This is a genomic window from Bradyrhizobium liaoningense, assembly GCF_018130955.1.
GTDB classification, from domain to species: domain Bacteria; phylum Pseudomonadota; class Alphaproteobacteria; order Rhizobiales; family Xanthobacteraceae; genus Bradyrhizobium; species Bradyrhizobium liaoningense_C.
The window spans coordinates 45,808-62,944 of sequence record NZ_JAFCJM010000030.1 but is presented as its reverse complement, the minus strand read 5'-3'; the positions used below and the strand labels follow the sequence as shown (position 1 = coordinate 62,944).

At 62.7% G+C, this 17,137-nt stretch carries 20 protein-coding genes; 8 read left to right on the top strand and 12 right to left on the bottom strand.

Going from position 1 to position 17,137, the window contains the following annotated elements:
• Nucleotides 1–98 precede the first annotated feature (98 nt).
• The 3 genes from JQ632_RS23420 to JQ632_RS23410 form a co-directional block, all read right to left on the bottom strand.
• Nucleotides 99–827, bottom strand: coding sequence for a class I SAM-dependent methyltransferase (locus tag JQ632_RS23420; protein WP_212404943.1), 729 nt, complete (start codon nt 825–827; stop codon nt 99–101).
• 224 nt (nt 828–1,051) lie between these two features.
• The gene (locus tag JQ632_RS23415; protein WP_212404942.1) at nt 1,052–1,408 is read right to left on the bottom strand and encodes a DUF6616 family protein; all 357 of its coding nucleotides are present in this window, start codon (nt 1,406–1,408) and stop codon (nt 1,052–1,054) included.
• A gap of 65 nt (nt 1,409–1,473) precedes the next feature.
• A complete protein-coding gene (locus JQ632_RS23410) occupies nt 1,474–2,163 on the bottom strand; it encodes a DJ-1/PfpI family protein (RefSeq protein WP_212404941.1) in 690 nt (229 codons plus the stop codon).
• A gap of 226 nt (nt 2,164–2,389) precedes the next feature.
• On the opposite strand from JQ632_RS23410, the gene JQ632_RS23405 reads away from it, so the two are divergent.
• Nucleotides 2,390–3,373, top strand: a complete 984-nt coding sequence (locus JQ632_RS23405) for a GlxA family transcriptional regulator (RefSeq protein ID WP_212404961.1) — start codon at nt 2,390–2,392, stop codon at nt 3,371–3,373.
• Nucleotides 3,374–3,407: 34 nt separating this feature from the next.
• Here the strand turns inward: JQ632_RS23405 and JQ632_RS23400 are convergent, their stop codons facing one another.
• On the bottom strand, nt 3,408–4,478 hold the full coding sequence (locus JQ632_RS23400) for a transporter (protein ID WP_212404940.1): 1,071 nt from the start codon (nt 4,476–4,478) through the stop codon (nt 3,408–3,410).
• Between the two features lie 126 nt (nt 4,479–4,604).
• A complete protein-coding gene (locus JQ632_RS23395; protein ID WP_212404939.1) occupies nt 4,605–4,982 on the bottom strand; it encodes a DUF2946 family protein in 378 nt (125 codons plus the stop codon).
• Between the two features lie 143 nt (nt 4,983–5,125).
• Between JQ632_RS23395 and JQ632_RS23390 the strand changes: the two genes are divergently transcribed.
• Nucleotides 5,126–5,548 (top strand): LysR substrate-binding domain-containing protein, encoded by a 423-nt coding sequence (locus JQ632_RS23390; RefSeq protein WP_249152474.1) that lies wholly within the window; start codon nt 5,126–5,128, stop codon nt 5,546–5,548.
• Nucleotides 5,549–5,601: 53 nt separating this feature from the next.
• On the opposite strand, the gene JQ632_RS23385 is transcribed toward JQ632_RS23390, so the two are convergent.
• Nucleotides 5,602–6,399: an adenylate/guanylate cyclase domain-containing protein gene (locus JQ632_RS23385; protein ID WP_212404938.1), complete on the bottom strand. Its 798-nt coding sequence runs from the start codon at nt 6,397–6,399 to the stop codon at nt 5,602–5,604.
• A 656-nt stretch (nt 6,400–7,055) separates the two neighbouring features.
• Here JQ632_RS23385 and JQ632_RS23380 point away from each other — a divergent pair.
• Nucleotides 7,056–7,919 (top strand): hypothetical protein, encoded by an 864-nt coding sequence (locus JQ632_RS23380; RefSeq protein ID WP_212404937.1) that lies wholly within the window; start codon nt 7,056–7,058, stop codon nt 7,917–7,919.
• A 42-nt stretch (nt 7,920–7,961) separates the two neighbouring features.
• Here the strand turns inward: JQ632_RS23380 and JQ632_RS23375 are convergent, their stop codons facing one another.
• From JQ632_RS23375 to JQ632_RS23365, 3 genes are all read right to left on the bottom strand, one after another.
• Nucleotides 7,962–8,207, bottom strand: a complete 246-nt coding sequence (locus JQ632_RS23375) for a DUF3551 domain-containing protein (RefSeq protein WP_212404936.1) — start codon at nt 8,205–8,207, stop codon at nt 7,962–7,964.
• A 16-nt stretch (nt 8,208–8,223) separates the two neighbouring features.
• Nucleotides 8,224–9,372, bottom strand: a complete 1,149-nt coding sequence (locus JQ632_RS23370; RefSeq protein ID WP_212404935.1) for an SGNH/GDSL hydrolase family protein — start codon at nt 9,370–9,372, stop codon at nt 8,224–8,226.
• Between the two features lie 173 nt (nt 9,373–9,545).
• Entirely contained in the window at nt 9,546–11,642 is a 2,097-nt protein-coding gene (locus JQ632_RS23365; RefSeq protein ID WP_212404934.1) for an adenylate/guanylate cyclase domain-containing protein, read from the bottom strand.
• Nucleotides 11,643–11,943: 301 nt separating this feature from the next.
• On the opposite strand from JQ632_RS23365, the gene JQ632_RS23360 reads away from it, so the two are divergent.
• The 5 genes from JQ632_RS23360 to JQ632_RS23340 all read left to right on the top strand — a co-directional run bounded on the left by JQ632_RS23360 (nt 11,944) and on the right by JQ632_RS23340 (nt 15,581).
• Nucleotides 11,944–12,249: a DUF2282 domain-containing protein gene (locus JQ632_RS23360; RefSeq protein WP_212404933.1), complete on the top strand. Its 306-nt coding sequence runs from the start codon at nt 11,944–11,946 to the stop codon at nt 12,247–12,249.
• 40 nt (nt 12,250–12,289) lie between these two features.
• Entirely contained in the window at nt 12,290–13,195 is a 906-nt protein-coding gene (locus JQ632_RS23355) for a DUF692 domain-containing protein (RefSeq protein WP_212404932.1), read from the top strand.
• A complete protein-coding gene (locus JQ632_RS23350; RefSeq protein WP_212404931.1) occupies nt 13,185–13,967 on the top strand; it encodes a DNA-binding domain-containing protein in 783 nt (260 codons plus the stop codon). The genes JQ632_RS23355 and JQ632_RS23350 overlap by 11 nt, the downstream gene beginning before the upstream one ends.
• Nucleotides 13,964–14,476 carry a DoxX family protein gene (locus tag JQ632_RS23345; protein WP_212404930.1) on the top strand — a complete coding sequence of 171 codons (513 nt, stop codon included), beginning with the start codon at nt 13,964–13,966 and terminating at the stop codon, nt 14,474–14,476. Before JQ632_RS23350 ends, JQ632_RS23345 begins: the two co-directional genes overlap by 4 nt.
• Nucleotides 14,477–14,552: 76 nt before the next feature.
• Nucleotides 14,553–15,581: a methyltransferase gene (locus tag JQ632_RS23340; protein ID WP_212404929.1), complete on the top strand. Its 1,029-nt coding sequence runs from the start codon at nt 14,553–14,555 to the stop codon at nt 15,579–15,581.
• 40 nt (nt 15,582–15,621) lie between these two features.
• Here JQ632_RS23340 and JQ632_RS23335 read toward each other — a convergent pair whose 3' ends face one another.
• The 3 genes from JQ632_RS23335 to JQ632_RS23325 all read right to left on the bottom strand — a co-directional run bounded on the left by JQ632_RS23335 (nt 15,622) and on the right by JQ632_RS23325 (nt 17,071).
• The gene (locus JQ632_RS23335; RefSeq protein ID WP_212404928.1) at nt 15,622–15,978 is read right to left on the bottom strand and encodes an Mth938-like domain-containing protein; all 357 of its coding nucleotides are present in this window, start codon (nt 15,976–15,978) and stop codon (nt 15,622–15,624) included.
• 127 nt (nt 15,979–16,105) lie between these two features.
• Nucleotides 16,106–16,399 carry a GYD domain-containing protein gene (locus tag JQ632_RS23330; RefSeq protein WP_249152473.1) on the bottom strand — a complete coding sequence of 98 codons (294 nt, stop codon included), beginning with the start codon at nt 16,397–16,399 and terminating at the stop codon, nt 16,106–16,108.
• Nucleotides 16,400–16,735: 336 nt separating this feature from the next.
• Nucleotides 16,736–17,071 (bottom strand): hypothetical protein, encoded by a 336-nt coding sequence (locus tag JQ632_RS23325; protein WP_249152472.1) that lies wholly within the window; start codon nt 17,069–17,071, stop codon nt 16,736–16,738.
• Between the last annotated feature and the right edge of the window lie 66 nt (nt 17,072–17,137).

Below are 17,137 nucleotides of genomic sequence, written 5' to 3'. Positions count from 1 at the left end.
CCATAGCGACAACGGCCCCGCTGAACGCGCCGCGCGGCGGGTCAAGCCTGCTGCGCGGGTGGTGCCGGCCGCGATCGAGACCAGCTGATATCGGCGGGCTACCTGGAGGCAACAAGTCGGACACCGCCGAGCTTGTGCTGCTGGATGAGATCAACAAAGCGAACATAGGATTCATGAAAGGCGTCATGTCCCATCGGAGTTCCGGCCTGCCTGGCCTCTTCGCGTAACCGCTGATACATCGCCAGCCGCTCCCTGAGAATCGGGGCCCATTCGGTCGTCAAATCGACTGCGCGGATGTCTTTGAAGCCGACGCTCTCGACGAGGTGTCGATACTCCGGGATCGAGCGAAGCGGTTGGATCGCCATCCCGTCCCACATCAATTTCGCATCGTCGGTCGAGAGCGGTTCGTTCGCGATCCAATCGGTAAAAGCCAGCCGGCCTTCGTCTCTCAGAATTCGAAATGCTTCCGAGAGGGCCTGCCTCGGATCGGGCACATGACAGAACGCCTCCTGGCTAACGACGGCATCCATCGTGGTGTCGTCGAGCGGGACGCTCATCACGTTGCCCTCAATGACCCGCGCATTGTCTTGTAGTCCGACCTGTCGCGTCAGTTCCTCGGCCCCCGCGACGCGCGACGGCGTCAATTCGATACCGGTGACATCGGCGCCATACTTGAACGCAAGGTATCGCACGGTCCCGCCTAGCCCGGCGCAAAAGTCCGCGACCCGCGATCCCTTGGTTATGCGAGCGTTTCGCGCCAACTCGTCAGTTGCTGCGAGGCCGCCGTAATGATCCTGGTCGTAGGGAAATAGATCGTCGGGCCGCAAGCCGTTCAGATGACCGCGGCTCGCGCGGAGCTTCGCCAAAATGATTTCGCAAGAAATTGGGTGCCGATCGTAGAAATAGACGGTCTGTGCTCTTGCATCGCTCATCGGATGGGCCCTCCCCAGCATCCAAAGCATCAGCGATAAGACCGTCCTCCACAAGCCGGTACGTGCGAGGCAACGAGATCACGCAACTTGATTTCGCACTGCAGTATTCGAAGTGTCGGTCAGGACGAAGCCGGTCGAGCCATCCTGGCATTGCCGAGCAGCACGGCTTCGAAGTCTCCCGCATCACCGCTGACATTCACCTGCTCGAAGTATTCGTACCAGCAAGACATGGCGATCTGCCGCTCGAATTCACGCTGAAACTCGGCGTTCGGCACCCGATAGACGCAAAAGAAATCGTAGGGAGCGCGACGATCGGTCTCGGGAGCGTTCATGCCATAGGCAACGACGTCGACACCCGCGGACTTCAGACCTTTGACCGCTTCGACGATCTTCTTCACGAAATCGGTTCTCTCGCTTTCCGGGCATTTGGCCCAGGCGGGACGATAGTTATAGAGCTCGATAAAGACCTGCTGCATGATACGACCTCGCTAGATGATGACCAAAAAATTCCTCGGTTCGCTGGCAAGAGCCGGAGCGGTCCCTAGAGCCTTCCCATAGCAACGCGGCGGGTTCTCACGCCCTCCAGTTCCTGAACCGGCATGAGCTGCTTCACGATTTCTGTCGTGTGAGCCAACGTTGCAGGGTCGGCCAGCTCAGGTCGACCGGTTCCGAAAGGAGGTTGTGGCGCGTACTCAAAAGACAACTCGGCGACGCGGCCGACGTGCTCGCCCGCGATGTGGCCGACCATGGCAAGACCGAAATCGACCCCGGCAGTCATGCCCCCGCCCGTCGCACGGTTGCGGTCGATCACGTACCTTGCGTCTGTCGGAATGGCGTCGAACAGACTGAGATGGTCCCGCGTGTACCAGTAGGAGGCCGCCTTGTATCCTTTCAAAAGTCCGGCCGCGCCCAACAATAGCGAGCCGTTGCAGACGCTGGTGATCCACCCGGCGCGACTGCCGACGTCGGCGATGAAGTCGATGGTCCGGTCGTCCTGCAACTGCTTGAACAGGGAGACGGTATTGCCGGGAACGAACAGGATGTCCGGGGCCTTCCAACAACTGCCGAAATCTTCGGTCGCCTGCACACTGACGCCGGCATCGGAATCGACGATCCCCTTGCTCTGCCACACCACCTGCGAGGAGAATCCCGGAAGCATCATGAAGGCCTGCATCGGCGCAGCCAGGTCGATGAATGTGAAGCCGGGAAAAGCAAGCGCCAGTACCTTCATGGTGACCTCGTTCGTCCAAATGTTGTGAACTGCAAAAGCGCGAACCTTCCGCACGCTCGCGCAGAGCGACGCTTGATCCGAAAAGGCGGCGGCGCGCCTTTGCTGTTGAAAGTCGCCGCAGGCTAGCTGACAATGCCGATGTCAGAAATGACTTATAAGCGACAAATCCTGCCATCCTGGTCAGGTGCCGGTTCTGAAGGCTCTCCGGCGAAAGGATAAGAATTTCATGCCCTCGGATGTTGACCGACGCATTTGGGTCGTGGTGTTCCCGGGTTTCGAGTTGCTCGATCTGAGCGGTCCTCTGTGCGCCTTCAATCTGGCGTCGGAGACCCGTCGCGCTCCCTATCGGGTGGAGGTGATCTCCGTTCATGGCGGCCCAATCGTGAGCGGCTCGGGCGTCCCAATCCACACCCTGAGAGCTTCGCGGAGCAAATCTGTCGACACCCTTTTGGTTGTGGGAGGAGGCGATGACAGTGCGATCGGCGCCGATACCGACACCATTTCCCTGATCAGGAAAACTGCTCCGCGGGTAAGGCGCGTGGCGAGCGTTTGCACCGGAGCTTTTCTGCTGTCCGCCGCCGGTCTGCTTGACGGGCGATCGGCGACGACCCATTGGCGATATGCCGCCTTGCTGCAGAGGCGCTTTCCGCAAGTGCGTGTCGATGCCGACAAGATCTTCGTGAGGGATGGCCGCGTCTGGACATCGGCAGGGATCACCTCCGGCATCGATTTGACGCTTGCGTTGATCGAGGATGATTTCGGGATCGAGATGTCGAAGGCGGTTGCAAGGGACATGGTGGTTTATCATCGGAGGTCCGGGGGACAATCGCAGTTTTCGGCGCTGCTTGAACTGGAGCCCGCCTCCGACCGTGTCAGGGATGCATTGAATTTTGCGCGAGAGCACCTGCACGAGCCGCTTCCCGTCGACCGAATGGCCGCGGCTGCCAGGATCAGCGCACGGCAATTTGCCCGTCTCTTTCTGAAGGAGACCGGAGATACGCCTGCCCGTGTCGTCGAACGGCTGCGTGCGGAGGCAGCGCTTCCACGCATTCAGGAGGGAATGGAGCCGATCGAGATCGTTGCTCGCAAGGTCGGCTTCGGAGACAAGGACCGCATGCGGCGCGCCTTCTTGCGGATCTACGGCCAACCGCCTCGCGCGCTGAGGCGAGCGACAGCCGCCTCGAAATCTCGAGCTTATGGTTCGCTCTGATGCTCCCCTTCGATCTGGAAGCGGAAGCCTGGAGTTATGGTTTGAAGGCTACTGACACCCCGCCGATCACGCGCCAGGTCGGCGTTGCCTGAATGCCGTTGTAGTCATTGACCACGGGTATTCCCACGCTCACAAAGCTCGACCAGTTTTCCACGCCCAATCGCAGACCGGGCGACAGGTAGATGGTATGGCCGCCTGAATTGGGATTGATCGCTCCGGCTATCCGCTCATAGTCGTGCCATTCGCCGTTCAGCTCGAACAGGGCGTCGAGCGTCACGTGCGCGTGGTAGTCGACCGCCTTCGGAGCCTTGGTCGGCAAGTTGGAATGGCTGTGGCCGGCATGCGCATACGCATCAAGCGGATTGCCGGCCCCTTCGCCGAACAGACGGTACGAAAGCGCCGCGTTGTAGAGGAAACGGTTGCCCAGATTGGTGTTCTGTGTGCCCGTGCCGGTGACGATCCCCAGCACGTTGGCGTGGAAGCTCAAGGCCGACGTAAGCCTCTGACTGCCCGCAAGCCCGAACAGCCCGTCCCATGATCCGGAGCCGGGCTGAAACTCGGCTTCGTAGACCTCGCCGAACGGATCGACCAGATTGGTCACGCCGGTAGGCGCCTTGAATCCAAACAGGGCCGCTACCTGCGTCCCGGACGAAGTATTGTTGAGGAAACGGTATTGCCCAAGCACCGTGATATCGCCAAACCCGTCAGTATTGCCACGGTCGCGCACAATTGCGGGGTCGGCAGGATCTTCCTGCGAGCCCTCCAGAATGCCGGTCCGACGCACCCATGGCAGGCGAACCGACACCGTGAAGTCCCTGGTGACGCCGTAGGCTAATGACAACGTCCTGCTCTCGATCGATTGCAGGCCATGAACATCATTACCGATGTTGGCAAGCAATGTTGCATCGCTCAGCTGCTTGAGGCGCACATATTCGACATACGCCGAGAAAGCGAACTGCCCTTCGTCGAGCGTCCCGGCCCCGATGGTGAAGATGCCGCCACCGCCACCGGTGCCACCTATGCCTGGATGATGCGCCGAGGCCGGCTCTGCGAGCGAGCCAACCGCGACGAGGACCGCCGCAGCGAATCCGATCCTGCTGTTCATCGATATCCCTCAAGGCTCGGCGTCATTACCGACGCGCGCCGCAGAATTCCTGCGAGATCATTGGAAGATAGTTCGATCGCCGGAAGCGCATCATTGGCGCGCAGCCGACCCGCGCTTTGCGGAAAGTCAGACGGGCGGACCGCGGCCCGGAGGCGGAAGGCCCAAAGCCAGGGAGGAACGGTCGCCGCTTGCGATGGTCGGTACCCACGCCGGCGCTATCGCGAAGGCGATAACGTTGGCGACAATCGCAGGTATTGCCAGCCCCGCGACCCCGGAATGCGCGCAAAGCGGACAGAGCACGCAGTCCGGCCAATGATCATCCGGTGCATCCGTCGTATCAAGCGCAACCGCGCCATGGGTGCTGCAGATGACGGTGAACGCAGTATCCGCCCTTGCCGGCTGTGCCAACACGGCGAGTTGCAGCACGACCAGGCAGGCCTGCAACAGCACTCCGAGCATCACCAGCCCGGCCATCGAATGTTTGAACAGCGCCCGCACGGTCACGGCCGGCACTCCCTGCACCGCAATTGCCCCGACCGTGCGCTGGTCAAATCAAGAATGCAATCACGCGGAACGCTATTTCAAACTTGTGTAGCTGAATCGACACAATTAACGGCACATAGCGGATTGGTGCTACTTCGGATCATTTGCCGACCGGGGTTCGCCCCAACCCGCTGGTTTTTGCTTTTCCGAGCGATCCCCGTCTGGCATCGCATGCGGCGGTCGCGCCGCAAGAGATCGCAAAGGAGGCTTTCCTGCTGCCGTCCAAGGCCGCGCCTGCGGTGCGCCGCGTCGTCCTGGAGTATTTCAACCGGGCCGGCATCGATCTCAAGCCGGAGCATGAGGTGCACAATGTCGTCCATGCCATATCGATGATCACGTCGACGCGCGCGGTCATGCTGCTGCCGGCTTACACCAAGGGCTATCTGCCGGAGTCGATAACCACGCGTCCGGTGCAGGGAGAGGTCCCGACGCTCGATCTGGTTCTCGCCTACCACAAGGCGAACAAATCGCCGATCCTGAAGCTGCTGCTTTCCAGAGTCGGCAAGCTTGCCGGGGCTTCGGCGTGATTTGGGGATCCCCCTCCCGGAACTGCAATGGAAAAAAGAAGCGGTTCACGGAACTAATGCTCGACCCGCCACAGCCGCCATCGCTCCGGCACGCCTTTGAGCTGGTGCGTGCCGTGATCCCTGAAGCGGATCGCGGACTGGGTCTTCAGCAGGTCCTTCACCGCGCTCGAGACCAAAACTTCGCCGGCACGGGCTTTCGCGGCGACGCGCGTGCCGATGTGAAATGCGAGACCGACCATCTCGCCCCCGCTCACCTGGTACTCGCCCGAATGCAGCCCTACCCTTATTTCGAGTCCCAGCGTGCGCACGGCCTTTTGGATCGCGGTCGCGCAACGGATACCGGCAGCCGGCGCCTTGAACGTCGCCAGCACGCCGTCGCCGGTCGTCACGACTTCCTTGCCGCGCGAACTCTTCAGCTCCTTGCGGACCGCGGCGTAGTAATGGCCCATCACCTTGGTCCAACGCGCATCGCCGAGCTTCGCGGCCTTTTGGGTTGAGCCTACGATATCGACGATCAGGATCGTGGCGAGTGCGCGTTTGAGCTCGATGTCGCGGTCAGCGGACCGGCGCCGGTTCGCGATGGCCCCGGTCAGCGGCTCATAGCGATGGCTGCGCCGACGCGCGATCGCGGCTTTGGCATAGTCCTGGGCGCGCTGCGCCGTGCCGCAACGAATGGTCTTTTCCTGCGGCAGGCGCGTCCAGAAGACCTTTCGCCCGGCTCCCGCGCCAACAACCTCCACGGCGCCCCACTTCAGGAAAACCGTCGTGCCAACGCGCCTGACACACCACGCCTTTGACGTGTAACCGGATACGTTCGACTGATGGAGGCCGATGCGAAGGAATTTTGGCATGAACGTGCGGGGCCAATCGAAGGACCGGTTGGGCAATCCGGGTGAAGCGTAGTCGTGCATCCCTGCGTTGGCAACAGGACTCCACTCGGCCCGCACGGCAGGGCTATCCTGCCGGGCCGAGCGTATTTCATCCGCGTCGGCAGTCGAGCGCGCCGCGCATCCGCGGCCAGAGCACGATCCGGAAAAGAGTGCAGCGGTTTTTCCTCGCGACAAACGCGGAACGCGTTTGCGCGGAGATCGCGCTCAAAACAAGGAGCTAAAGCGCGATGACGATTCAATCTAAATTCATCGCGCTTTAGCGGGTGCCGGGATTGCGCGGCATCTCATACCGTTCAAGCCGTTCTATCGCGGCCTCTTTCGTGTGCTGGGAAAACCAGATCAGAAAGAGGACGAACGTGCCGGTCAACGCGGCAAGGCCGATATAGAGGTGCCTGTTTCTCACGTCCTGAGAATGCAGAGCTACACCCGAGGTTCCTCTGTCAGCGCTACGCCTCTCGAGACCCCATCGATCGCTTCCCGCGTGCCAAGACTCCCCAAGCGTAAAGAGACGTGTTATCTTGCTTAGTTACAATTGGAGATTGTTGATGGGCGCTGGCGATCGTCGGTGCGGCAGAACGACGACAGCGCCCAAGCTCGCGGTAACCGCCGCAGTGGCATTGATCGCGCTCGCCGGATGCACGCTATCACATCTCGTCACTTTCCCGTTCCGGGCCACCCCCGACGCGAACGCCGGCGCTCCGCCCTCCCGCGGGTTGCTGCTGTGGCTCGAGGGCGACGATTCCCTGGAGCTCGACGGAGCCGGCCGCGTCGCGCGCTGGAACGACGCGCGCGGCCGCGATCGCGCTGCGGTGTCGCAACTCCGCTTCAGGGGCAGTCCGGTGACCACGACGATCGCGACCCCCTACGGCCCCCGCCGGCACACCGCCCTGCGCTGTGCAGCTGATAGCGGCAGGTGCGCCTACTGGGCGCGCGACTTTCGGCCCGGTGTGCCGCCCCTCACGCTCACCGGAACGCCATACTCGATCCTGGCCGTGGTGGTGCGGCGCCCCGGCCCGCGGTTCAACAATTATTTCCTGATGACGACGGGCACCGGATGTCAGAACCGCTTCGGCGGCACCGGATGTACCGCCGGCACGGTTCTTCACCTTGGCTGGGCGTGGGACAGCATGATCCGTCACAGCCATTATGACTTTGACGTCAACTCGTTCGTGCTGCTGCCTGCCGAAGGGCCCGTGTTGATCGTCGCGCAATCCGGTCCGCGCGGCGGCATGGATGTGGCGAGCCTCGGCGCGGCGTCTGCTCATACCGCCTTCAACAGCCGTCCCGATCCGGGGCCGCTGATCGCCAGCAACCAGCTCATGGTCGGCGGCACGCCTTTCTTCTATCCAGATGGCCCGGATGTGCCGGACTGGTTCTTCACCGGCGATATCTTCGCGCTCCTGGTCTACGATCGCGAACTGACACTCGCCGAGCGACAACAGGCTTCGGACTATCTTCGCAATAATTATGGACCGCGCTGAGGCTGCCGCGCTGTCGCATGGGACCGGGATCACCCGCGCGCATCAGCGCGCCTGCTGTCTGCTCTTCGCCGGAGGTGCGGCCTGCTGCCTGAACCTCACGCGCGGGTTGATATCACAATAGGTGTTCCACCGGCCGGACGCCGATGCCAGGCATTGCTCCCTGGTCGAGTACATGCAGTCGCCGGAAGCGCCGAGCTGCTCGCCAAAGACACACCAGGGATAATCGTATGCATTGGCGGAGGAAGCAGCTCCCAGCAGGATCAACCCAGCCATCAGTATCGTTCGCATCTCGGTGCTCCATTTTTCAGTCGTGCGGCTTGACCATCTCCGAAGCCATGAAGGCTGCGACGGCGTTGGAGTATTCCTCCAGTCCCTCGAAGCTGAAGTGCATGTCGCCAGGCCAATAATACTCCTCCGGCTTGCCGCCGAACCGCTGCTTCAATGTCGCAGTCGCATTGAAAAACAGAAAGCCGTTGTCGGCGCACATCGCACGTACCGTGGAGCTGACAAGATCGTTCCACACGCGACCGTCGGCGCCCGGTTGCAGATTCTCCAGATGCGGATGGAAGATGAACAACACCCGGCTGCCGTCGCCGCCGGCATAGCCCTTGAGCACATCAGCCAACTCCTGCAAGTTCTCCCGAAACGTCGCGAGCGGTGCTGCGTATTTCTGCTCGAGGTTTTCGCCCTGGTCGCGTGAATAGCCGAACAGGATGAGGTCGTCGTCCGACCGGTATTTTCTGGTCACCGCGGGCATGTGGACCAAAGAGAGCCAGGCCTTCGCCGCAAACCGCATCAGATACAGCGGATGCCGGCGCGCCTCCATCAGGCCGACGCTGCACGCGTGCCCGATGGGTGAGGCCTTGACGCCGACGTTCTGGCCGCGCTCGTTGCGGACGATCAGTTTGCGATAGCGCGCAAAATCGTCGTACAGGTCGGTCTCGTCCACATCAACCACGATATAGTCGGGGCGCACGATCGGCAGGAGCTTCTTGGCCTGCGGGATGAAGATGGACGGCGAATAGGAGGTGTATCCGGCGTTGTGGGTCTTCAGGCAGATGTCGCGCTCTTTCCTGAAATATTTTGCGACCTGGTAAGGCAAATTATTCTCGTCGTCGTAGCCTTCCATGAAGGAATCGCCGAGGAACAGGACCGACATCGGCTTGTGGCACCCGGTCAGCAACGCCTTGTCGTCGATGATCCTGATGCCATTTGCATCAAACTGTCTGTCATAGCTGAACCCGGTCAGATCGCCGTAGATGCACAGGTTCTGCTTTTCCGGGGCCGGCTTGTGATTGAGGACGTCGGATTCCCAGTTCAGGCTGACGCTCTCCATTTCGAGATCGTCCAGCGGACCGAAATACTGCTGCAGCCGCAGGCCGACCTCGAAGATCGCGCCCCATATTGCGAGCAAGAGCGCTCCCCGTCCAAGACGCCGAACCCATCGCTTCATGAAAAATCTCCGAAACGAACTCCAAGCGGCTCAAAAGAATATGACGGCAACTACAAGAGAATCATACCATCGATCGGCGCGCCCTGCTCGCCGAGCACGCCAACGGCGGCGACTTTGTCGGGAAATTCTGATAAACTATGCGCGAGCGTCGACGGGATCGCAATTCCCACGGCCTATTTCGAGGTGAGTGCCGCGACCGGTCGCCATGTGGCGTCGATGCCGAGCTGCAGCAGGCGACTGCAACGTTCCCGCGTGATGGCGGCCGGGCGGTCATCGGCGCGCGCGGCCAGCACGGCATCGAAGTCAGTGACAGCGCCGCTGAAATCGCGCGCGCGATACCGGGCCAAGCCCAGTTCATAGCGCGCAATCCAGCTCACGGCCTCGCGCTCGGCGTCGGCCTCGCCCGCAAGGCCGATCAATTCATGGACCGCGATGCCCTCCTCGCGGCCGTAGACCGCGATACTGTCGACCTCGCGCGCAACGATGGCACCGCGCGCGAGGCGCTCGGTTGCTTCGCCGATCAAGATTTGCGTGCCGTAGCTCTTGTTGGCGCTCTCCAGGCGGCTTGCCACGTTCACGGCGTCGCCGATCACGGTGTAGTTGAGGCGCAGCTCGGAGCCGATATTGCCGACCAGCATGCGCCCGGAGTTGATGCCGATGCGAATCTGGATGGCGTGGCCGAGATCGTCGGCCAGGCCTGACTCCGCGATGGCGCGCCGGATGCCGAGCGCCGCGCGGCAGCAGCGCTCCGCATGGTCGACTTGGGTCTGCGGCGCACCCCAAAACGCCATCACGGCATCGCCGATGAACTTGTCGATGGTGCCGCCATTGGCGACGACGACTTCGGAGGCGAGGTCGAGATAGCGTGACAACAGCGGCACGACACGGTCGCCCATGCGCTCGGAGAGGCCGGTGAAGCCGGCGATGTCGACGAACATCACGCTCAATTCCTGGATCGCGCCACCCGGCTTCGCCTCGACGCCCTGGCGCAGCAGCGCACGGACGAGGTCAGCCGGGATGAATTTTCGGAACGCGGAGAGGCCGGCGGCCATCTCGGCGATCGCGCCCGACAGGCTCGCGATCTCCTTCAGCCGCGACGGATGACGGCGCACCTGCTCCAGCGCAAAGGTCTCGACATGGCGGATCTCACCGACGACGCGGGAGAGCGGCGCTGCGATCACCGTGCGCGCCAGCAGGGCGGACGCGAGCGCCGCAAGCACGGCGCCGACGGCGAGGCCGATGATCAAACGCCGCAGCGTCGTCTCGACGGGACCGAGAAACTCGGCCTCGGGAATGACGGTTGCCAGCCGCCAGCCTGGAAACGGCAGCGGCGTGAGCGCAACCTCATAGGCCGCGCCGCCGGAGGTGAGCCGGTTGCGCCAGGCGTCATTGTCGGTGCCAGCCTTGGCCAACGCCATCTGCGCCAGCGGCAGCAACGTCTGGTCACCATGCGCCGGATGCAGCTCGTCGGCCTCCTTGTCGGGCGCGGCCACGAGCTCGCCGCTGCCGTCGAAGATGAATGCGGTTCCGGTGCGCCCGACCTCGAGCTGGGCGAGGAAGCGCGCAAGCCGGGTATATTCGATGATGATGGCAAGGACGCCCTGCCGCTCCTGATAGACGTCGATCGGACCGGCGAAGGCGATCGACGGGCGCGCCCCGATCGGATGGTCGGTCACCTTGAACCATTCGGGGTCCTCGGCCTTGATGCCGGTCTTGAACCAGGTGCGATCGGCGACGTGAAAATCGGTCGGCTCGAAACGGCGGTTGGCGAATTCGATGTCGCCAGGCACCACGTCATACTCGTCGACCCGGCGCTCCCCGGCGTGATCGGTGAGCGAGATCTCCATCATCTCGAGCCTGTTGTCGCCGAGCTTGTGAGCGGCAAAGAACGCACCGTCGGGCCAGCCGAATGCGACCCAGGAGATCGTCGCCTGCGACTGCAGTTGCGACAGGAACACGAATTCGCGCTTGTCGGCCTCGCGGGTATCGAGCACGTTTTGCAGGAACAGGGTGCGGATGGCGGTGTGCGCCGCACGCGCTTCGTCGACGATCGCGGCAACCTCCTTGCGGACGGCAGCGACGATCTGCTCGTTGATGGTCGAGGCCAGTTGCCGGCTGGTCGCCTCCGCCGTGCGCCACCACAGCAGGCTGGACAGCGCCGCGGTCAGGAGGATCGCGGTCAACACCAGCGCCGAGACCGCGAGACGGATGCTGACCGTCAGCCGTCGAGCGGCCGGGCCTGATGCTGGTCGTCTGGGGTTAGCGAGCATGGCTTGATCCGGCGGGTTCGCGAGGGGAGGCCGACTGATACCTCCTTACGCAGGCGCGCAGCCGTTCGTTACGTCTCGCAGGTGCCCAAGCGCCAGGCCAATACCCTCCGGCTAACGTCTCCATAGGGACTAGGCATTGGAGTTGCCGCCCGTTCTTCCCGCTAATCGGCCCCAAGCGCACGACGTCGTGCGCGTCACCCAACGGTCTCACGGGCTCGTGAGCGGCTCATCCAGTAACGGCGGTCGCGGTGGGAACGAATGAGACGAAGGGCCCATGGCCCAATCCAAGAGGAGAACTCTCATGTCTGCCAAGACCACCATCAGTTCGCTCGTCCTTGCCGGCGCCGTCTCGACCGCGCTCGCAACCCTTGCCGTCGCCGGCCCCCTGACCAAGGCCGAGGCTGAAGCTGCCGTCGCCGCCAAGAAGGAGAAATGCTTTGGCGTCGCGCTGAAGGGCCAGAACGATTGCGCGGCCGGACCCGGCACCACCTGCCAGGGCACCTCGACCGTCGATTTCCAGGGCAATGCGTGGAAGTTCGTCCAGGGCGGCACCTGCACCAGCATCGAGCTGCCCGGCGGCAAGAAGGGTTCGCTGAAGCCGGTCTGAGGCGAACGAAGCATCGCAACAGCAAGCGCGGAGGAGCGACATGGACGCAGCGATCAGGCCTCGGACGTCTGCGGCCATTCCCCTCCGCTTTTCGTTACCGGTCGGCGGCGTCGCCGGGACGAGTTTCAAGCCCGAGCATTTCGCAGCGGTCCTCGACGAGGGCCCGCAGCGCGGCTTCTTCGAGGTTCATGCCGAGAACTACATGTGCGCGGGCGGACCGCCACACCGCATGCTGGAACGGCTGCGCCGGGATCACCCGCTCTCGCTGCACGGCGTCTGCATGTCGATCGGCGGACCCGCCCCGCTCGACCGCGCGCATCTGGCGCGCTTCCGCGGCCTCGTCGCGCGCTACCAGCCGGCGCTGGTATCAGAGCATCTGGCCTGGTCGACGCACGAGACCAGCTTCTTCAACGATCTTCTGCCGCTGCCCTACACCAAAGCGACGCTCGCGCGCGTCTGCGACCACATCGACGAGGTGCAGGAGGCGATCCGGCGGCCGATCCTCTTGGAAAACCCCTCGACCTATGTGGCGTTCCGCGAGTCCACGATGTGCGAGACCGATTTAATCCGCACTGTTGCCGAGCGGACCGGCTGCGGCCTGTTGCTCGACGTCAACAATGTCTTCGTCTCCGCGGCCAATCACGGCTTCTCGGCGCTGCAATATCTCGCCGACTTCCCGCTGGAGCGCGTCGGCGAGATCCATCTCGCCGGCCATACCGAGCAGAGCGATGGCGACGGCGAGAAGCTGCTGATCGATAGCCATGACGGCCCGGTCGCGGACGCCGTGTGGAAACTGTTCGAGATCGTCATCGCGCGTCGCGGGCCCGTTCCGACGCTGATCGAATGGGACAGCAACATCCCGGACTGGCCGGTGCTGAAGGCGGAAGCCGCGGCGGCACAGATGATCCTCGATCGCCATATCAGGGGGGTGCGTCATGCAGCCTGAACCGCACGCCTCCTACGCGGCGGCGTTCGCGCCGGCATTGCTGGATCCTGTCAGCGAGGTTCCCGGCATCGTGACCGGGCCGCGCGGCAAGTCGGCCGCAAAATGCTACAATGTCTATCGCAACAACGTCACGGTCAGCCTGATCGACACGCTTGCAGCGATCTACCCGGCCGTGCAGCGGCTGACGGGTGCGGATTTCTTCCGCGCCATGGCGCGCTTCCATGTCCGCGAGACGCCGCCGACGTCGCCGCTGCTGTTCGAGTATGGCCGCGACTTTCCGGCGTTCATCGCGCGCTATGAGCATGCGCAATCGCTGCCGTGGCTCGCCGACGTCGCGCGGATCGAGCGGGCCTGGCTCGACGCCTATCACGCCGCAGATAGCGCGCCGCTTTTGCCGACCGCGCTCGCTTCGGTCGCGCCGGATCGTCTGGCGGGCCTTGTCTTCACCGTCCATCCCGCGACGCGCCTGGTGCGGTCGCAATTCGCCGCCGTGACCATCTTTGCTGCCAATCGCGGCACTGAGACCGCCAGCTCCATCGACGCATCTACGCCGGAGGATGCGTTGATCACGCGGCCGGACGCCGATGTCGTGGTGCAACTGCTGCCTCCGGGTGGAGCGGTTTTCCTGGCCTGCGTGATGTCGGGATGCATGCTGGCCGAGGCCGCCGCCGCGGCGTTGGAGGATTCGCCCGACTTCGACCTCGCCACCAACATCGCCGGCCTGTTCGAGGCGGGCGCATTCACCTCGCTGACGTCTGGAGACGCAAGATGATCACGGAGCAACGCATCATGGCTGCCGGCAATCTGCCCTCGCTCGGCGCTCTCGTCGACAGGGCCAATCATCTGGTCCAGGCGATCGCGACGCCGTCGATGGTGCAGCTCGTGCTGCGCGTGGCGCTTGCCGTGCCGTTCTGGCGCTCCGGCATCCTCAAATGGAACGGCTTTCTCAGGCTGAGCGACACCGCAGTGACACTGTTCAGCGAGGAGTTCATGCTGCATCTGCCGGGCGGCCCCTATCATTTTCCGGTGCCGACCGCGATGGCCTTCTTGTCCGGCTGCGGCGAGATCATGTTCCCGATCCTGCTGGTGCTCGGCCTCGGCACGCGCTTCGCCGCGCTGGGCCTGCTGTTCATGACCGTGATCGTCGAGCTCACCGTGCCCGACGGCTGGCCGGTCCATATCACCTGGGCCGCGATGGCGCTCGGCATCATGGCCTACGGACCCGGGCGGATCTCGGTTGATCACCTGCTCTGCAAGTTCGTCCTTCACCCGGAGAGATAGGGCAAGCTGCCCGATGTCCAGTGCTCACCCGTTAGGGTAGAGTGCGAATTGAGGGACTTGCTTGGGAGACTTGCCGATGGCTTCGAACCCACCACCCACCTCTCCGCCGCCGCCCTGGCTCGGCTTGCTCGGGCTGATCAACGGTTATCAGATCACGCAGGCCATTCACGTGGCGTCCGTACTGGGGATCGCGAGCCATCTAAAGGACGGTCCACGCACGATCGATGAATTGGCGTCAACCACGGGGACCCATCCGCAAACGCTCTATCGCCTGCTGCGCGCACTTGCCGCGGTCGGCGTCTTCCACGAGGAGGCGGGCCGCAGGTTTGCGCTCACGGCGATGGGCGATTGCCTGCGGCCGGACTCTGCTACTCCCATCGGTTCCTGGGCGGAGTATGTCGGAACGCCCTATGTCTGGCGTACCTGGTGCCACCTGCTGCACAGCGTCCGAACCGGCGAGAACACCTTTCACGCATTGAACGGCCAGGACGTCTGGCATTACCGCGCCGAACGCCCGGACGATCGCGCGACCTTCGATCGCGCGATGACGGAGATGTCGCGCGGGAGCGCCGAAGCCGTGGTCGCCGCCTATGATTTCTCCGCATTCCATCATGTCGTGGATGTCGGCGGCGGACGCGGCCTGATGCTGTCGGCAATCCTGTCCGCTCAGCCGCGAATGCAAGGCACATTGTTCGACCAGCCGGGCGTCGTCGCGGAGGCGGGAGCGGTCCTTGAAGCTCGCGGGGTCGCGGACCGCTGCCGTATTGTCGGCGGAAGCTTCTTCGACGCAGTGCCGGAGGGTGGTGATGCCTATGTGATGCGCGCCATCATTCACGACTGGGAGGACGACGAGGCTGTCGCCATTTTGAAGACCTGTCGTCGTGCCATGCGCGACGATGCGAAACTTCTGCTGATCGAGCGGCTGATCGCGCCGCCAAACGAAATGCCGTCGTCGAAGTTCAGCGATCTCAACATGCTGGTCATGCCGGGTGGGCTGGAGCGGACAAGCGAAGAGTTCTCACACCTTCTTGCCGCGGGCGGCTTCGAACTGACGTGTATTGCTCCGGCCGGCAATTTCAATGTGATCGAGGCCTGCCCAAGCTGATCCCTGCGCGATGCTGCGAAAGCGCCGCGGCCGGCCCGATTCAGCAAGTAACGTGAAAAAGACCAATCTTCTTCGCATGCGACTTGTTGAACGTATGAATCGCTTTAGGGGTCGGCTGCAGCAGGACCGCGCAACCCTTTTTTGCAAAGTACGCCTCAGCTTCCGGTGACAGATGCACATTACCCATCTGGCCCGAGCCAAGAATTAGTTGTTCGCATCCGTCCTCAAAAACGAACTTCGCTTCGTCCTTCGAGAGGACATGCGAGGTGCCGTAGTACTTCTTCGACAGCTCTTTTTTCCGCTTCGCCACTTCGCCGGACAGGCGAATGATCACATCATGTTCATAGGTCCTTCCGTCGATCGTGATAGTGCCGAATGTAGTGCCTTCGATCTCCATGGCTTGACCTCCTAATGATCTGCGAGCGCCCGGCGATCATGCCTCATTGAGGGCGCTGATCGCCGGGCGTCGGAATCGCGGCAGCGGCAATCAATCGGACTGCGCAAATGCCCGTCGGCCGAAGCCACTATGGAAGCTCGGATATCAGCTTGGTCCACTCGGGCTCGGGCCAGGCCCGCGAGGTGCAGGTGCGTACATTCCCCAGAGAACCGAGCGCAAGTGCGAATTTCGTGATGTGATCGCCGAGAGGCGCTTCAGCCATGACAAGGATGTCGTGCTCACCAGAGGTGAGATAGACTTCCTTGATCTCGACTCCGACTTTCTTGGCGAGCTCTTTAGCCGCCTGGCTGCGCTTTGGAGCATCCCTGACACTACGAATTCCCTGGTCGGTCCAGTCGATCGTCAATATGAATGTCGCCATGTCGTCCTCCATGGGTTACCCATGTCCATTGCCTGCCGCGCGCGGCAGGCAAGCGTGCTCTGTGTTGAAGTTGAGGGAGCGCCGCAAAGGTAGGCGCTGCTTTCAGCTACGATGCCTGCCGACGGCCTGATCGCTGCCCATTCCATCAAGCGGCGACGTCGGCCCGTCCCGAAGGGCAGCTCGTCAAAGACTACGCTATGTCATGTGCCCGAAAAAGAGGGCTTCCTGCATGCTCTCGTCCTGAGACGCGTCCCCTAGCCGCAACGCAGTTGATGATTGTCACCAAGGGCGTGATGGAAACGCACGATGGGTTTCGCAAGAGCGCAACCCATCCGGTTACCCGTGCGTGAAGTCACCGGGCTTCAATCCCAGCGCTTTGACGGCGGGTTCCGGAAGCGGTCCGCACGCCTCGACCTTTTCATTCGGGGCCATCACGGTCGCGATAATTGCCGCGGCCTTGGCCGGATCTCCTTCGGCCACGAAGAAGACCGAGCGGACCGGCGGGCCGCCGCCTAAAGGCTCCGTCGTTACCAGGACGACCTGACCATTTGCCATGCTCTCATATACCGCCGCCGCTGAGCCGTTTCCACAACCGAACCGATCGAGCCCTGCAAGCCTGCGCTGCAGCAAAAACCAGGCGCTTGGTAAGAGCCACCCGCCCTGCTCTTGCATCGTCTCGGCACCAACACCAACTGAATGAGTTGTAGAAGGGCGCAATCGCTCCGGGAGTGAGAGAGC

What these genes read in the sequence shown, in the direction of transcription:
- JQ632_RS23415 (WP_212404942.1), bottom strand. Translation starts at nt 1,408, where the DNA reads ATGCAGCAGGTCTTTATCGAGCTCTATAACTATCGTCCCGCCTGGGCC.
- JQ632_RS23410 (WP_212404941.1), bottom strand. Translation starts at nt 2,163, where the DNA reads ATGAAGGTACTGGCGCTTGCTTTTCCCGGCTTCACATTCATCGACCTG.
- JQ632_RS23405 (WP_212404961.1), top strand. Translation starts at nt 2,390, where the DNA reads ATGCCCTCGGATGTTGACCGACGCATTTGGGTCGTGGTGTTCCCGGGT.
- JQ632_RS23400 (WP_212404940.1), bottom strand. Translation starts at nt 4,478, where the DNA reads ATGAACAGCAGGATCGGATTCGCTGCGGCGGTCCTCGTCGCGGTTGGC.
- JQ632_RS23385 (WP_212404938.1), bottom strand. Translation starts at nt 6,399, where the DNA reads ATGCCAAAATTCCTTCGCATCGGCCTCCATCAGTCGAACGTATCCGGT.
- JQ632_RS23375 (WP_212404936.1), bottom strand. Translation starts at nt 8,207, where the DNA reads ATGCGAACGATACTGATGGCTGGGTTGATCCTGCTGGGAGCTGCTTCC.
- JQ632_RS23370 (WP_212404935.1), bottom strand. Translation starts at nt 9,372, where the DNA reads ATGAAGCGATGGGTTCGGCGTCTTGGACGGGGAGCGCTCTTGCTCGCA.
- JQ632_RS23365 (WP_212404934.1), bottom strand. Translation starts at nt 11,642, where the DNA reads ATGCTCGCTAACCCCAGACGACCAGCATCAGGCCCGGCCGCTCGACGG.
- JQ632_RS23360 (WP_212404933.1), top strand. Translation starts at nt 11,944, where the DNA reads ATGTCTGCCAAGACCACCATCAGTTCGCTCGTCCTTGCCGGCGCCGTC.
- JQ632_RS23355 (WP_212404932.1), top strand. Translation starts at nt 12,290, where the DNA reads ATGGACGCAGCGATCAGGCCTCGGACGTCTGCGGCCATTCCCCTCCGC.
- JQ632_RS23350 (WP_212404931.1), top strand. Translation starts at nt 13,185, where the DNA reads ATGCAGCCTGAACCGCACGCCTCCTACGCGGCGGCGTTCGCGCCGGCA.
- JQ632_RS23345 (WP_212404930.1), top strand. Translation starts at nt 13,964, where the DNA reads ATGATCACGGAGCAACGCATCATGGCTGCCGGCAATCTGCCCTCGCTC.
- JQ632_RS23340 (WP_212404929.1), top strand. Translation starts at nt 14,553, where the DNA reads ATGGCTTCGAACCCACCACCCACCTCTCCGCCGCCGCCCTGGCTCGGC.
- JQ632_RS23335 (WP_212404928.1), bottom strand. Translation starts at nt 15,978, where the DNA reads ATGGAGATCGAAGGCACTACATTCGGCACTATCACGATCGACGGAAGG.
- JQ632_RS23330 (WP_249152473.1), bottom strand. Translation starts at nt 16,399, where the DNA reads ATGGCGACATTCATATTGACGATCGACTGGACCGACCAGGGAATTCGT.
- JQ632_RS23325 (WP_249152472.1), bottom strand. Translation starts at nt 17,071, where the DNA reads ATGCAAGAGCAGGGCGGGTGGCTCTTACCAAGCGCCTGGTTTTTGCTG.